Annotated in this window: 15 protein-coding genes; 8 read left to right on the top strand and 7 right to left on the bottom strand. The window is 60.2% G+C overall.

Annotation, left to right across the window (positions count from 1 at the left end; all coding sequences use genetic code 11):
* The first annotated feature begins 49 nt into the window (after positions 1 to 49).
* The 4 genes from ACO2Q4_RS09525 (at position 50) to ACO2Q4_RS09510 (ending at position 4,290) form a co-directional block, all read left to right on the top strand.
* A complete protein-coding gene (locus tag ACO2Q4_RS09525) occupies positions 50 to 508 on the top strand; it encodes a (2Fe-2S)-binding protein (protein WP_311759121.1) in 459 nt (152 codons plus the stop codon).
* 2 nt (positions 509 to 510) lie between these two features.
* Positions 511 to 2,652 carry a molybdopterin cofactor-binding domain-containing protein gene (locus ACO2Q4_RS09520; protein ID WP_423318894.1) on the top strand — a complete coding sequence of 714 codons (2,142 nt, stop codon included), beginning with the start codon at positions 511 to 513 and terminating at the stop codon, positions 2,650 to 2,652.
* Positions 2,652 to 3,242 carry an Isoquinoline 1-oxidoreductase subunit gene (locus ACO2Q4_RS09515; protein ID WP_423318993.1) on the top strand — a complete coding sequence of 197 codons (591 nt, stop codon included), beginning with the start codon at positions 2,652 to 2,654 and terminating at the stop codon, positions 3,240 to 3,242. Before ACO2Q4_RS09520 ends, ACO2Q4_RS09515 begins: the two co-directional genes overlap by 1 nt.
* A 349-nt stretch (positions 3,243 to 3,591) precedes the next feature.
* A complete protein-coding gene (locus tag ACO2Q4_RS09510; RefSeq protein WP_395133215.1) occupies positions 3,592 to 4,290 on the top strand; it encodes a hypothetical protein in 699 nt (232 codons plus the stop codon).
* Between the two features lie 3 nt (positions 4,291 to 4,293).
* Here the strand turns inward: ACO2Q4_RS09510 and ACO2Q4_RS09505 are convergent, their stop codons facing one another.
* Positions 4,294 to 5,019 carry a hypothetical protein gene (locus tag ACO2Q4_RS09505; protein ID WP_311759125.1) on the bottom strand — a complete coding sequence of 242 codons (726 nt, stop codon included), beginning with the start codon at positions 5,017 to 5,019 and terminating at the stop codon, positions 4,294 to 4,296.
* 73 nt (positions 5,020 to 5,092) lie between these two features.
* Between ACO2Q4_RS09505 and ACO2Q4_RS09500 the strand changes: the two genes are divergently transcribed.
* The 4 genes from ACO2Q4_RS09500 to ACO2Q4_RS09485 all read left to right on the top strand — a co-directional run bounded on the left by ACO2Q4_RS09500 (position 5,093) and on the right by ACO2Q4_RS09485 (position 7,615).
* A complete protein-coding gene (locus ACO2Q4_RS09500; protein WP_311759126.1) occupies positions 5,093 to 6,043 on the top strand; it encodes a glycosyltransferase family 8 protein in 951 nt (316 codons plus the stop codon).
* Entirely contained in the window at positions 6,036 to 6,899 is an 864-nt protein-coding gene (locus ACO2Q4_RS09495) for a hypothetical protein (RefSeq protein ID WP_311759127.1), read from the top strand. The genes ACO2Q4_RS09500 and ACO2Q4_RS09495 overlap by 8 nt, the downstream gene beginning before the upstream one ends.
* A 150-nt stretch (positions 6,900 to 7,049) precedes the next feature.
* Positions 7,050 to 7,271, top strand: coding sequence for a hypothetical protein (locus ACO2Q4_RS09490; RefSeq protein ID WP_311759128.1), 222 nt, complete (start codon positions 7,050 to 7,052; stop codon positions 7,269 to 7,271).
* Between the two features lie 74 nt (positions 7,272 to 7,345).
* A complete protein-coding gene (locus tag ACO2Q4_RS09485) occupies positions 7,346 to 7,615 on the top strand; it encodes a hypothetical protein (RefSeq protein ID WP_423318891.1) in 270 nt (89 codons plus the stop codon).
* Between the two features lie 78 nt (positions 7,616 to 7,693).
* Here the strand turns inward: ACO2Q4_RS09485 and ACO2Q4_RS09480 are convergent, their stop codons facing one another.
* From ACO2Q4_RS09480 to ACO2Q4_RS09455, 6 genes are all read right to left on the bottom strand, one after another.
* Complete coding sequence (locus tag ACO2Q4_RS09480; protein ID WP_311759130.1) at positions 7,694 to 8,098, bottom strand: PIN domain-containing protein; 405 nt, start codon at positions 8,096 to 8,098, stop codon at positions 7,694 to 7,696.
* On the bottom strand, positions 8,095 to 8,334 hold the full coding sequence (locus ACO2Q4_RS09475; protein WP_311759131.1) for a type II toxin-antitoxin system PrlF family antitoxin: 240 nt from the start codon (positions 8,332 to 8,334) through the stop codon (positions 8,095 to 8,097). Before ACO2Q4_RS09475 ends, ACO2Q4_RS09480 begins: the two co-directional genes overlap by 4 nt.
* A 63-nt stretch (positions 8,335 to 8,397) precedes the next feature.
* Positions 8,398 to 9,318: a glycosyltransferase family 2 protein gene (locus ACO2Q4_RS09470; protein ID WP_423318888.1), complete on the bottom strand. Its 921-nt coding sequence runs from the start codon at positions 9,316 to 9,318 to the stop codon at positions 8,398 to 8,400.
* 70 nt (positions 9,319 to 9,388) lie between these two features.
* A complete protein-coding gene (locus ACO2Q4_RS09465; protein WP_423318886.1) occupies positions 9,389 to 10,396 on the bottom strand; it encodes a hypothetical protein in 1,008 nt (335 codons plus the stop codon).
* 14 nt (positions 10,397 to 10,410) lie between these two features.
* Positions 10,411 to 11,367, bottom strand: coding sequence for an NAD-dependent epimerase/dehydratase family protein (locus tag ACO2Q4_RS09460; RefSeq protein WP_311759134.1), 957 nt, complete (start codon positions 11,365 to 11,367; stop codon positions 10,411 to 10,413).
* Positions 11,364 to 14,963 carry a glycosyltransferase gene (locus tag ACO2Q4_RS09455; protein ID WP_423318884.1) on the bottom strand — a complete coding sequence of 1,200 codons (3,600 nt, stop codon included), beginning with the start codon at positions 14,961 to 14,963 and terminating at the stop codon, positions 11,364 to 11,366. Before ACO2Q4_RS09455 ends, ACO2Q4_RS09460 begins: the two co-directional genes overlap by 4 nt.
* Between the last annotated feature and the right edge of the window lie 346 nt (positions 14,964 to 15,309).

The following is a 15,309-nucleotide window of genomic DNA, read 5'->3' as shown; positions in this document are numbered from 1 at the left end:
GCCGTCACAGGGGCATCATCAGGTCTTCCGCCCAGCTATGAGGCCAGGCATGGTAACTCTTCGTGTGAACGGTCGGGACCATGATCTCGACATTGACCCGGAAACTCCGCTGCTTTGGGTCCTGCGGGACGAACTTCGCCTGACGGGCACGAAGTTCGGCTGCGGGATCGCGCAATGCGGCGCTTGCACAGTGATGCTGGATGGGATGCCGCGACGATCGTGCGTCACCCCCGTCGGCATGGTGGACGGCAGCGAGATCACCACCATCGAGGGGATAGAAGGCGTCGAGGCCGAGGCCGTCCGATCTGCCTGGACCGCCATCGACGTGCCGCAATGCGGCTGGTGCCAATCCGGCCAGATCATGTCCGCGACCGCCCTTCTGCAGATGGTGCCTGCGCCTACGGATGAGGACATCGACAACGCGATGGCGGGCAATGTCTGTCGCTGCGCGACCTATGTTCGCATCCGGCAGGCGATCCACGACGCCGCCAAGACGCTGGAGGGCTAATCATGGGATTCTCGACAACGCGCAGGGGCTTTCTGGCCGCAGGTGCCGGGCTGACGCTGGGTATGGTGCTGCCCCTGGGCACTGGCCGGGCGCAGGTCGCCGCGGCGGGGCCGTTTGCCCCGAACGCCTTTATCCGCATCGGCAAGGATGACCTTGTCACCGTTCTGATCAAGCATATCGAGATGGGACAGGGCCCCTATACCGGCCTTGCCACACTGGTCGCCGAAGAGCTGGACGCTGACTGGTCGCAGATGCGGGCCGAAGGCGCGCCTGCCAATGACGAACTTTACGCCAACACCCTGTTTGGCGCGCAAGGCACGGGTGGATCGACTGCGATTGCCAATAGCTTCATCCAGATGCGCAAGGCCGGGGCGGCAGTGCGGGCGATGCTGGTTGAGGCCGCCGCAGAAAGCTGGGGGGTCCCCGCGTCCGAGATCACCGTCAACGCTGGTGTCGTCTCGCATGCGGGCAGCGGGAAAAGCTCTGGTTTCGGTGCCTTGACAGAGGCGGCGGCCAAGATCCCGGTTCCCGCGGATCCGCCGATCAAATCTCCTGCCGACTTCGTGCTGATCGGGCATGATCTGCCCAAACTGGATACGCCCGGCAAGACCAATGGCACAGCGCAGTTCACGCTGGACATCTATCGCGACGGGATGCTGACGGTGCTGGTCGCGCATCCGACGCGGTTCGGGGCAAAGGTCGCCAGCTTTGACGACAAGGCAGCGCTGGCGGTGCCCGGCGTTGAACTGGTGCGCCAGATTCCAACCGGCGTCGCCGTCTATGCGCGAAATACCTTCGCCGCGATGAAGGGGCGCGACGCGCTGGTGGTCGAATGGGACGATTCCGCCGCCGAGACGCGTGGCACCCCCGCGATGTTCGAAAGCTTCCGCAAGGCTCTGGACGCCGGCGCGCTGACGGTCGAGGAAAAGGGCGACATGTCGGCCATGGCCAGCGCCGCCAAGGTAATCGAGGCCGAGTATCTGTTCCCATACCTCGCCCATGCCCCGTTGGAGCCGCTTGATGCGGTGATCGAACTCAAGGGCGGCAAGGCCGAGATGTGGTTCGGCTGCCAGTTCCCCTCGATCGACCGGCCGACTGTGGCTGGGGTTCTGGGCGTGCCGGTCACGGATGTTTCGATCAACGTGCTGCTGGCAGGTGGATCCTTTGGCCGCCGCGCGCAGGGGACCGCGCATCTTGCTGCCGAAGCGGCCGAAGTCGCCAAGGCTGCGGGGCGGGATGGGGTCTTCAAATTGGTCTGGACGCGAGAGGATGACCTGCGCGGCGGCTATTACCGACCGATGACGGTGCACCGTTTCCGCGCCGGAATCGACGCCGAGGGTCGGATTCTCGGCTGGGAAAACACGGTCGCCAACCAGTCGATCATGAAGGGAACGGCGATGGAGCCGATGCTGAAGGGCGGGCCTGACAACACCTCGTTCGAAGGTTCGACCGGGCTGCCTTATCAGTTTGGTGCGCGCCGGATCGGCTGGGCGCAGATGGAAAGCCCCGTCAGCGTGCTATGGTGGCGCTCGGTCGGCCATACGCACACGGCCTATGCGGTCGAGACCTTCTTGGACCAGGTGCTTGAGGCGGCGGGCAAGGATCCGGTGCAAGGTCGGCTGGAGCTTCTGCCGCCTGAAGCCAATCGCGAACGTGGAGTGATCGAGAAGGCGGCCGAGATGTCGGGCTGGACCGGACCGACCCGCGACGGCAAGGGCTATGGTGTCGCCTGGGCAAAAAGTTTCGGCACCTATGTCGCGCAGGTGGTCGAGGTCGAGACCCGCGACGGCGCGCCGCGCGTCTCGCGCGTGTGGTGCGCAGTCGATTGTGGAATCGCAGTCAATCCCAATGTGATCCGCGCCCAGATGGAGGGCGGCATCGGATATGCGCTTGGCGCGGCCCTGCACAGCCGCATCACCCTTGCCCCCGGGGGCGAGGTCGAACAGTCGAATTTCCACGACTATCCCATGCTGAGGATATCCGAGATGCCCGCTGTCGAGGTCGCCATCATCGCCAGTGACGCCGACCCGACCGGAGTGGGAGAGCCGGGGGTGCCGCCTTTGGCACCCGCAGTTGCAAATGCCCTGCGCGCGCTTGGCGGCGAGCGTCATTACAGCCTTCCCTTTGTCGGGGCGACGGCATGATGCGGCGCTGGATCCCGGCGCTGGCCCTTGCACTCACCACGACACCCGTTTTTGCGCAGGACCTTTCAGGTCCCGAAGCCTTTGAGGGCATCAAGGATGAAAAGGAACGCTCGGCCGCGATCTTCGAAGAGATGGGGAAGGTGCTGACCCATCCCCGCTGCCTGAACTGCCACCCTGTCACTGGCGGGCCGACGCAGGGCGACGACATGCACCCCCATAGCCCGCCCGTGGTGCGTGGAGAGGCGGATTTCGGCGCGGCGGGCATGAACTGCAACGTCTGCCACGGAACCGAAAACGTGGCTTTGACCGCGAACCACCGTTCGATCCCCGGCCATGAGCCTTGGGCGCTGGCTCCGGTCAGCATGGGGTGGCAGGGACTGGGGCTGGGCGCGATCTGCGCGCAGTTGAAAGACCCCGAACGCAATGGGGGTCGGACGCTGGAACAGCTCTATGAACACAATGCGCAGGATGGGCTGGTCGGCTGGGGCTGGGACCCGGGCGAGGGCCGAACCCCAGCACCCGGTTCGCAAGAGCTGTTCGGCAAGCTGACCCGCGCCTGGATCGACAGCGGCGCAGCCTGTCCCGGCTGACGCGTCGGTCCTTGGCCAGTTCCCTGCGTAAGCGCGCGGAATGACCGTCGGCAAGGCGTTCCATTCCGCGCCCGTCATCCGGCTTTTCCAGGTGGGGTGCGCTGTTCTGATGCGGCCCAACCGGCATGTCGCGCAAGTGCTGCCATTGGGGGGCAGGACGAACTGGCCGCGTTCCTCGGCGGGTTCATGCAACCAGCCTGCACGCCGGCAGGCGGCATGTGATTTCGCCCTTGAATCTTCTGATTCCGCAGGCTTAGGCTTGAATCAACCAAAGCGAGATCCGGGCCTATGACCCACGGAAAGCCAGCCCCGGACCCGATAGGCACCCCCTTTTTCCGTGGAGCATGACATGACGGATCTGAAGGTTTTCATCGGCTGGGACTCGCGCGAGGATATTGCCTATCAGGTGGCAAAATCCTCGTTGCTGGAAAAAGCGACGGTTGATGTCGATGTCCATCCTATCAAGCTGCAGGAGCTGGTTGATCGCGGGGTCTATACGCGCGAAGTCGATCCGCTCGCCTCGACGGAATTCACCTATTCCCGTTTCTTCACGCCGTGGCTGGCGGATTACCGGGGATGGGCGCTGTTCTGCGACTGCGACTTCCTTTTCTTTGGCGATATTGCGGGTTTGCTGGACTATCGCGACGACAGCAAGGCGGTGCTGTGCGTGCATCATGATTACACCCCGAAAGCCGGGGTAAAGATGGATGGCAAGGTCCAGACGACCTATCCCCGCAAGAACTGGTCTTCGTTCATGCTGTTCAATTGCGACCACCCCTCGACGCGGAAGCTGACGCCGGAGCTGATCAACCGGGAAAGCGGCGCCTATCTGCACCGGATGCAATGGGCCGCAGATGATGAAATCGGGGCGCTGCCCGAAGAGTGGAACTGGCTTGAAGGCTGGAACGCTACGCCAGATTCCGGTTTTCCGAAGGCGGTCCACTACACGAATGGCGGCCCCTGGTTCAAGGATTGGCAGGACGTCGCCTATGCCGACCGCTGGATCGGCATGGCCAAGGCGATCGATCCCGACTTCAGGCCGATCTGAGCCTTAACCCATCCAAAGCGGCAACTGGGTCCGTTCCGCGACATGGGGATCGGCGGTAAAGAGCGGATAGCCGCGCTGCCGGAAAATCTCCAACGCGCCCAGATCCATCGAGGCGTGAAGGCGTGGATGCGCCAGATCGTTATAGGCATGGCCCGTCGATGCCGGATCGATGCCGGTCAGGATAACGTTGGCGGCGCCGCTGTGAATGGCCAGAGCCGCGCCGACGATCCCGTTCGACCATTTCGTATCCGCCTCAAGCTCGACGTTGAGTCTGCCCGTGACCTCACGCATCAGAGCGATCCGCTCATACCTGCCCATCAGCCGAACCTGGTCATGGCCATAGTCGAAACTGGCCAATCCGCGCCGCAGCCGTTCAAGGTCGTGACGCCAATGCAGCATGAACAGAATCCCCGTGCGGCGATGCTGCAGCACCCTGCGCACGTCTACGGCAGACGAATTGGTTCCCTCGATCTGGTTGAACTGCATCAGGGTCACGTCCGGCTGCTGGGTAAGCCAGCCTTGCGCCGCAATTTGCGAGGCATTGATGGTCAGGACGCGGAAATCGGGGTTCCATCCCATTGGCCGGGTCGAGAACGGTGCCGACCCCACGACCACCACCGTCTTGCCCTCAAGTGTGTCCAGCCGGGGCGCGCGCGCCGCGGCGAGGTGGAATTTCACGAAACGATAGGCATATCGCCTTGCGCGTGAGAGGCTTAGTAGAACAGTCACAATTGCCTTCCCATCCGCGCGCTGTAGACTTGACGTCAAGCGATTCTGCAGATGAGGGGCGGGTAGCGCAAGCATGAATGCCGTCGATGACGAGGCCGATTTTGCGGTCGTCACCTGTGCCGACCACAACATGCTCGCCGCGGCTTGCTGCGCCCTGCTTTCTGCGCGTAATCAGCTGGATCGCCCTGCGCGTTTCTTCCTTGTCACGTTGGACGCCACTCCAGCGGATCACGATGCAATATCGGATTTCAAGAAGCGCCACGGGCTTCCGCTTGAAGTCCTGACATTCACGCGGGACCAACTGCCCAAGGTGACGCGCGGCCGTTGGTCGCCCTCGGTCCTGACGCGGCTGTTTCTCGACCAGATCCTGCCGCGCGATCTGGACAGGGTTCTTTACATGGACGCCGATACGCTGGTCGTCAGGCCGATGAATGCGCTGCGTCGGATCGGCTTCATGCGCAAGCCCGCCATTGCCGTCGATGACTTCATCATGGCCTTCCCGCGAAAGGTGCAAGAGCGGAGGCAAAAGCTGGGCCTGGGACCGGATAGCGCCTATTTCAACTCGGGGGTGATCCTGTTTGACTGGCCCTCCACGTTGCAAGGCGAACTGCTTGCACAGGCAAGGCACAAGCTTGAAACCTGTCTCGACAATTACCACGCCACCGATCAGGATGCGCTGAACGCGGCGCTGGAAGGGAAATGGGTGCGGCTAAGTCCGCGCTGGAATGCCCAGACCGGCTTTCTGCCCGAAATTTCGAAGCCGGTCATCGTCCATTTTACCGGTCGCCGAAAGCCTTGGCAGCGTCAGGTCGCCTGGATCCACCGGGAACATGCGAAAACCTATCGCCAATATCTCGCCGGGACGCCTTGGCAGATGGAAAAGAACAGAAGCCTGCCGGGACAGGTCGCCAGCTTCCTGCTGCATCTTGGCAAAAGCATCGAGGGGCTTCGTAAATCCCGAAAACTTCACGGCTATCTGAACCGTCCCGATGCCGGGGATGTCTGGAAGAATGATAATGACTGACGCCTTTTTCTCGACCACTGCGACGGTCAAGGTCGATCCTGCCGCAAGCGAGTGGAAGGCATTCTTCCAAGCCTATTCGAACGTCGTCCTTGTTGCGAACAGCGCGGAAACAGATATCGCGTCGCTGCTGCGGGACTTTCCGCAAGATACGCTCTTCATCTTCTTCAACAAGGTCTACAAGGTGCTGGACGTTCCGTTCCCGCGGCCCGCGATTCTGGCCTGCCGAAGCGGGATGATGGGGGCGAATATCGTCCACCGGCGCGAAGTCCCGGAGGTTCTGAAATTCTTCGATCGCGACACCTTTCTTGGCGTCGTCAACATCAAGGTCGGACCCGACGAGAACCTCAGCCCTCCCGAGGCTTTCGGCGATGTCCCGGTCAAGCATCTGGACCTTAGCGGGGTGCTGCTGCCCTTCTATCCGCAGGACAAGGCGCCGACGACCGGGTTCGGGTTATGCGTCTGGCTGCGCCAGATCGATGTGACCCCGAAAATCCACCTTGCCGGCTTTTCCTCGAAGCGCAGCGAAAAGTGGAAGGTCTTCGACGTGCATGACTGGACGTTCGAGCAGGTCGTCCTGCGACTGCTCTTTCGTCATGGCGAGGTCGATCTGGTGGGCGGGCATCAGGCAAATCCCTATGCCGCGCTTCAGCAGCATTTTCCCCGCTTCACGCAATCCGAAATCGCGCTGACTGCAGGAGAAGTGCTGTCCGAACGCCTGCAGAACCTCAGTTCGGTGGTCGACAGGCTGATGTCGGTGACCAAGGTGCTGCGGTTCTTCGACAATACGTTTCGCAAGGTCCGTCCCAAGACCCGCAAGCAGAAGTTCCTGCAAAAGCGGAACGGCCGCCCGGAATGATGCGAAGGCATCAGTTTGCCCCTTCCTCATCGAAACCCTGCATTGCGCCGGAATGTCCGCCTTCCTGATCACGGGAACATCTGCCGCACTTGCCGGTTTGCTCCATCTTCAAATCGGCGCCTGTGGCCTGATCGGAGAGGGAGCAAGACGATGCGAGACGAGATCCTGCCATTCTGCCTTGGCATCGCGGCCGGGTTTCTTCTGAAATCCGTCTGCGACCAAGCCCGCTATCGGACCTTTCCGGACACCGCCCTGACCAAGGTGCGCGACGCAGGACGCCGCCAGATGACTACGCCGCCGCGAAACTGGGACATGGTTGATGAGCAGGGGGACGAATCCTTTCCGGCCAGCGACCCGCCGGGGAATTATTGATCGCCGCACCCCACTCGCTTTTTGCGCCCGTTCCGGGCAGCATGGCCCAAGCCGCGCGAATGACGGATTCCGACATGACCCACCCCCTGACACAAGCACAATCTGCCGAGGCGCGTCTGATCGCCCTGGAAAAGCTGGTCGATGCATTGCCCGGACTGATCGAGGCCAAGGACCTGCGCAAGGTGGTCTTGTGGCTGGAGGACCGGCAGATTCTGCAAGACGGACAAGAAGACCCGGGTTCCGTCGCGACCGACGGGCTGGAGATGGAGCTTGCCATCGCCAACGTCTTTCGCCGCATGGCCGAACGGCTTGAAGCCGGGATGCAGGGTCGAAGCGCCCGCTGAACGACTTGCCCTCTGCTGTGGCCATCGTGAGTGATGGTCTGAACCGGCAGTGCCCGGAGCGCCCCGATGCCAGCTTTCTCAGTCGGGCGCGCGCAAAGGCGACATCTGGGCCGAGGCAATGGCCTTGCGATCGAAACTGAAGATCGCACTGCAGCCGGCATCACGGGCGGAAAGTGCGATCATGTGATCGGCAAAGCCCGCGCCACCCTGACGGTAACGCTCGATGGCAAGGCCGACGCGGTCTGGCATTTCGACCATGATTTCGCGCGCCGCCAGAAGCCCGTCCACCGCCATCGCAATCTCGGCGCGCGGCAGTTGATAGGCGCGCTCCAGCACCCATACCAGCTCGACCATGACCTCTCGCGACAGGTAGCCTGGTTGTGCTTCGGTCAAGCCGGCGAAAAGCGCCACGGCCTGTGTCGATTGCGTGGCGTCGTCGCGCGTCAGAAACCGGACGAGAACATTGGTATCGATGCCGATCATTCGTCCCGCGCGGCTTGGCCGATCGCCTCGTCCATGTCAGCCAGCGAAACCGGCGGCCGCCCTGGCCGGTGCAGCATCCCGGCCAGTTCCGACACAGCCCGCGTCCGCATCAGCCGCACCTGCCCGTCATCCAGGATGACATAGCGCAGCCGATCGCCCGGCCCCAACTCCAGCGCCTGACGGACAGTCTTAGGCAGGGTGGTCTGCCCTTTGATCGTGATTGTGGATTCGGACATGATAGGCAATCCGTATTTCTGATTTGCATTACAATCTAATCGATCGAATTGCAAAATTCAATTCTAGAACCCGCCGATGGCCACCGATAGCCAAAAGGCCGCGCGCGCCTGCGGGCTTTGATAATAGACGCCTGAGCGTCGCAGCGACGCCAGCTTACCTGGCAAAGGGGCGGAAAGGGCTTCGGTAAAGGCCCGCAGCCTTTCACGATTTTCCGGGGTAAGACGCGCGGATGAGGCCGCCAGCGCGGCGCTGTTCTGCAGTGCCCATTCCCGGTGCTTGCCCCGAAGGTGACGCGCCAGCCGCCCCGGAACCGTGCGGATCCCACGTTTCAGGCCAATGACATTCGCCCCGTGCTGCCGGTAAAGCAGGCCCGGTTGCTCGTCCAGGATCGCCGTGCCGCCTGCGCCCGTGACAAGCTGATAGGCCCACCAGTCGTGGATCGGGATCGAGCCCGCCTCGGCTTCGGCCTCTTGCAGCAGCTGGGCCGCAGCGGGGGTCATCAGCATGGTATTGCCGCTCAGCATGTTCTGGACCAGCGCGTTCCGAAACCCCAGGGGCCGTGCGGGGCGGGGCGACAGATGCAGTTCCTGCAGCGCCGCATCGCAGACACGCATCCGGCACCCATAGACCGCAAGCGGGTTCGGCACATCGGTCAGCGCCTGCAAACCCCGCGCAAGATGGTCGGCATCCCAGACATCGTCTTGATCGCAGAACGCAAGGCACCGGCCAGCAAGGTCGGCGCGGCGCAGAAGGCTTCGGAAATTCTCGGTCGCGCCAATCCCCGGTCCCCGAAGCACCTTGATTTGCCCCTGCGGTCGCCGAGCCGCAAACGTCCCCACGATCTCCAGCGTCGCATCGGTCGAGGAATCGTCGGAAACCCAAAGCTGCCAATCCGCATGGGACTGGCGCGCAATGCTCTCCAATTGATCAGAAATGAACCGCCCCCCGTTCCGGGTGGCCATCAGGATCAGGATCGGTTTCAAAACTTTGCCATCTGATACTTGTGCCGCAGATATCTCGCGGCTGAACGAGCGGATCCGATCAGCCGCGCAGTCACTTTTTTGAATTGTGCAAGTCGGAAAGCAGCAATGCCAAAGATTCAGTTGTCTCGCGATCTGGAATCTGAACTGACTCAGGGTGCGCAAATTCATCAACAAGCATATCTGGATAGAAATCCAATCCACACTTGTCTCTCAGCCACGCGATCTCTGGACGAGATGCCTCGCGAATCCGACGTGTATTCTCGTAATCAAGGGCAAAGCGCGGTCCCTTGATTGTCAACAGCTTAGCAAGCTCTCCATTTTGTCTGAGCGGATTAAAAACCCCATCTTTGAACATTGGAACCAACCTGTTTAAGGCGTCCAATGTATATCCGCATAGCATGCTCATAGATTCGTTCTCGACAGTGGCGCTGTCTATAATTGTATTCGCAGTTTCCCAAGGAACGTAAATCTGTTCACAAAAGGCACCGACAGGTCCACTTGGATGCTGTATGCAATCTTCAAAGCGATAGATGCGCATAGCTTCTGCCCCAAAAGCAGCTATCGCGTTTTCCAATCGCCGTTGGTAGTTGCTAAGTGGCAGCATTCTATCGATCATATCATCGATAGTCTCTCCGCCTTTCAGCATTTGCTGGATGACGCTAACCGTAAATGAAACAGGATGACGGAGCCAATAGATAACTTCGATCCCATCCACGAAGCCATCAAGCCAGGAACGAAGATCACGTAATGCCCCGGTATGCAGATTTGCAAGCCCCTCAGCAGACAATACGAGAGTGTCCCAACCGCCTATTGAAAGCTCAGCTTCCATCTTTTGAAAGCAATTGCTCACAAATCGTTCGGCTTGCTCCGGTGTGGTAATTCCCATCATCTTCACGCTGATATGACTGCGTGGATCAGGTAGGAACATCGGGCAGAGTGTATTTGTGTGATTTGCTCCTACCGCTGGGTAGAGAATTCGGTGCCTATCAAAAAGCGTATGACGGTGTTCATAAACGGCGTTCTGAAACGAAGTGGTTGCCGTTTTCGGCATCCCCATGTGAACGATTGCGCGCTTCATGATTTTTCCTTGTCTCAGGCCTCAGGGCGGGACTGCATGTCCGCAAGAAGATTGGCGATGCCCGCTCGCAATCCAATCACAGGTTCCCAATCCAATGCTCGTTTTGCCTTCGCGATATCAAGTATATTCCGCGGCACATCGAAACTGCGTGCAGCCCGGTATGTCACCGTTGGTGCGTGGCCGAGTTGGGCGGTGATCCCCGAGACGAGCTCGTTGAGCGATGCCCCCCGTCCTGATCCTATATTGATTTCAGTCCCCGACACCTTGACTGCACGCGCGGCAGCGAGAAGTGCAGTGGCCACGTCACGGACGTCGATATAGTCGCGCTCGACCGTACCGTCGCCCCAGATTTCGATCGGCTCATTTCGAACCGCTCGGTGACAGAAGGTCGTCAGCGCCCCTTGCGCCTTGCTGATGTTTTGCCCGGCGCCGTAAGGGTTTGCGACGCGCAGGGTAACCGTGCTCAGTGCGCCATTGCCGACCCCGGAACCGCTGCTTGCGTCGTAGAGCCGCATGTATTTCTCGCAGGCGAGTTTCGAAATGCCGTAGGCCGAGATGGGATTGGTCGGCGCAGTCTCCGGGATCAGGTCAAGGTCCGTCGGTCCATATACCGTCCCGCCGGATGAACAGAACACCACGCGTTTGACACCAGCCTCGCACGCATAATCAAGCAACTGCAACGTGCCCAAGATGTTTTCCTGTGCATCGCGTGCCGGATTCTGGTTCGCTTCGCGCGTAAACGTGGTCGCCGCCAGATGGAACAGGCAATCCACCCCCGCCATTGCTTCGCGCGTCAGACCGTGATCGAGGAAGCTGCCTTGAAAATGCCGCAAGCCAGGTGCGGTGAAGTCGTTCGGCACGAAGTCCAGATTGCGAACCTTGATTCCTTGCGACAACAGCAGTCTGGTCAGCGCGGTCCCGATGAAACCGCCACCACCAGTTACCAGAACCTGTCCAACTGATCCGCTCATGATATTTGTCCGCCCTTGGCAGTGACCCGTCGATAGACGCTATCGTAATTGTCTGCCATCCGCTGCGGATCGAAGCGATCAACTGCCGTCGAAACCCGGGCTTTCAACCGCTGAATTTCGCCCGGCTCGCTTGCCAGATCCGCGATCAGCTGGGCCAATCCCTCGGTGTCTATTCTCCATTCCTCGTCCAGTGCAAAAAGAGCGCCCGCGGGTCCGTCATGGGTGGAAAGCATATAGCGGATCTCTCCGATATCGCTGGCAAGCACAGGGGTTCCGGCCAACAGACTATCAATGACCACCAGTGGAAAACTTTCTCCCGGAAAACGTGACGGCAGGAATCCGAGGTCAGATGCCGCGAAATAATCCCTGATATTCTGCCGGAAGCCCTGGAGATGGACGTGACCCGGAATCCCGGCTTCCTCGGCTGCATCCTTGGCCTCGCCTTCGCCAATCAGGATCAGATGGATGTCCCGTCCCGAGATTTCCCTTGCGCGACCGACCGAAGCTATTGCTTCAAGCCAGCCTTTGCTGTGCAAGGCGCGTGATACCAGCGTCAGGACGAACGCCTCGTTAGGAATGCCAAGCGTGGCACGATCAAGCGGTTTCACATCGGACTTCGACAGGGCATTGTCGATGCGATGAATCTCGCGCACGTCAATCAGGCCAGCTTGACGAATGGCGTCAAGATTTTTCCCGGCCGTATAAACCAGGCCACCGCTCCGGTTGATCAGTCGCGGCAGAAGAACCTTCAACTGCGCTTCGGGCACGGTCTCATAAAAGCCATGCAAGGTCACGACCGTTTGCGTCGGCGAATTTGGAGGCAACAGGTCCAGGACCGTATTGTCGACCCACCCGTGATGCGAGTGGACCAGTTCGATGTCGAAATCTTGAACGATCCGGCGAAGATGGGTGAAATCACTAATGACAGGAATATCGGTGGCCAGCATGGCCCTGATGCCTTCGACGCGCTCTTCGCGTGCGCAGTCCAGGAAGGTTACTTCATATCCCGTAAGCTTCAGCTCATTGGCAAGTTGAATGGGGAATGTCTCGCCGCCACCGGCGCAGAATGCGTAGCCCGCCATAAGGACACCTGGCTTGCGCGTTTGCTCGATTTGGATGCGGTCAGCATCGAAGCAGGTGCTAAATGCCTCATCCGAATAGTCGCCGCGGGTAATCTTCCAATGATGCCGCAGATTGGATTCCATCCGAACAAGATTTTCGGAAGGAACGCGATAATGGCGGCGCAGGCACTTTGCCACCTCTTCATGCTCTCGGTAGAACTTGTCTGCTTTATGAGAAGTAACCGAGGTGTTGCTTTCATGAATGCGATAGAAGTTCTGCGCATCTGGAGTATAAGCCATCATCCCGCCACGAATGGCGTTAAGATAGAACATCCAGTCTCCGCAAGTTCGCATACCTCGCCATGAGTCGATTTCCAGCGCCTCCAGTCGATCAAATCGACGGAACACAGCCGAACTGACGTTTGGCACGATGTTTGTCATCGAGAAGACATCACGGACAATATTGGCAGCTGTTTCTACCCAGCTTCTGCCCCAACGCTCACCGCCGAATTGGGCGAGATATTCCTCCATCGACCAGATCTGGTTTTCGCCCGCGCCATCCATGAAAACGGTACGCGCATAGGCCAATTGAACGGCCTCGTTCTGGAAGTAGGGAACGAGGGATTCCAGGAAGTTGGGACTGGCCCAATCGTCGCTTTCCGCGATCCAGATCAGATCTCCACGCGCGGCGGCAAGCCCTTTCTCCCACTGGAAGAAGACGCCACCAGAATTCGCCTCGTTGAACAGGGTCCGAGTGCAATCTGGAAATTTTTCTGCAAATCGGTTCAGAACTTCGCGACTTTCGTCGGATGAACAATCGTCCAGCAGCAGCACTTCGAAGTTCTGGTAGGTCTGGGCATAAATACTGTCCAAACGCTTTTCCAGATAACGCGCGTGATTATAGTTCGGGACGATGATCGTGACCAGCGGCGCGAATGGGGGGAATTCACGTGTCTGCTGATATTCAAAGATGGAGTTCGAGGAAAGCACCGCGGAAGGCTCAGCTTCGCGCATGGCGATTTCCTGCGCGGGATTGTACTGCCCGAGCAGCTTCATATTTGCGCGCATCATCAGCGGCTGGATGTTTCGCCGCAGCAACTCCGCAGTCTCCGGGTGCGACCGTTTCAGCCGTTGGTGCGCGACCTGGCTGGCACGATTCAGCTTGCGCAATCCGATTGCGGGCAGCCGCTTCGCATCGCGAGCCATCGTCCCCGCCTTGCGCAGGGGATAGGTCAGCCGCCAGGACCGAGAGGAGAGCATGGCCCCCATGCTTTGTTGCAGGTAATCCGAGACCTTCTGCAACTCATCCATCCGGACCTGCATGGTCGCACGCGCGACCTCGGCTTCGGCCAAGGCACGGTTGTGCCGTTCAGCCGCCTCACGCAACTCCCTGCCGCGATCGGCAATTTCCCGATCACGTGCCGCAAGGCCCTCGTTCAGCCGGGTCAGATTCTCGCGCAACCCGCCTTCCACCTTGGCAGCGGCGGCGGCAACGGAATCTCTGGACCGTGCGAATTCGTCACGTGCGGCGCGCGTCACCTGCAGGGCGTTCTCGGTCCGAAGCGCTTCCATCCGCTCATCGCGGCGACGCGCCGACAGCCGGCCGTATGCGCGGGCCGTGATCCGGGATAGCGACTTGCCGAAGGCGGGCTGGTCCAGTTCCTGAAGGATCGGGGCCAGTTCCGCCTCGCCCACGACGCGACCGGACAGCGCCGCAAGACATTGCTCGGCGGCTCGCAATCCCGGAAAGGCCTCTTCAACCTCAGCAACGGCCATGTCATCGACGTGGCTGCGCCATAGACTCGCGTCGATGAATTCGTCGGCAAATCTGGCGATCCGCACCGGATCCGGGGCTATCTCCAGGAATGCGCCAAGCGCCTCGAACAGTTCCACCGGACGCTCAAGAAAATCCCGATAGGACAGCACCAACAGCTCGCGGCCAAGGCAGTCGCGCAGAATGGGACGAATATGCCCCAACCAAAGTGCGGCGCCTTCTGCCAGGTTCTCGCCGAACTCATAGTAATCGGGGTTCTTGCGGCAGCGTGTCCGCTGCGAAATGGCTACTTCGACCGGATCGCGGGTGACCAGCACGCACCGCACGCTCTCGTCGCGATAGCCCGCCGCACGCAGGGTCGGGAACCAGAATGGAAGCAGCCGGCACATCCGGGGATCCTTGACTGCCGAAAGCTGGGCCTTCAGAAGATCCTGTCGAAGGATATCGCCAGCGGTCTGTTCCAGCGCGGACCGGGTATCGGCCGAAAGCTCAAGCAAGGCTTGGCCGTCAAAGCCCGGATCGTCCCATGCACTGCCAGCCAACTGCAGGAGTCGATCGTCCAGCGCGACGATGTCGCCATGCTCGAAGAAACCCTTTAGGTTCTCATCACTGGCTTCGTGCTCCGGCAAGGCCAATCGCGCGCCAAGGGCCTCAAGCGCTGCCGCGATCAGCGATGTGCCGGATCGATGCGCCCCGAGGCAAAGGGCAATGCGATGCTCCTGTTCTATATCAAGGTTCTGGCGGCTGGCGGTCTGAGCCAATTCTATCATCAGTGAAAACAGGGATCGCTAGGTCGGTTCCTGCCGGTTTAGGCGTTTTACCATCACTGCGCCATAGATAACTGTCCCACCGCTTCCGGCCGCACCGGAATATGCCAAGACCGGCCCCTGCAATGCCCTGACAGCTCTGACGCGGGCATCGCGTCGGATATGGACAGGTGCGTAAAATCTCGACGACGAATAAAGCTGAAAGGACCGATCAGGTCACTGCATGGCCATTGATCGACCCGATCGGCATCGACTGGAAGGCAACGGCATGGTGCTGGCGGGCGATGGCCAGATGTCTGGTGATGCAACTCGGGTCGGCGGATCCGCGTGATTGTCAAAG

Source organism: Paracoccus sp. KR1-242, assembly GCF_049446195.1.
Lineage (GTDB): Bacteria > Pseudomonadota > Alphaproteobacteria > Rhodobacterales > Rhodobacteraceae > Paracoccus > Paracoccus broussonetiae.
Note: the sequence above shows the minus strand (reverse complement) of the source record. Positions and strands in the feature narration are given on the sequence as shown.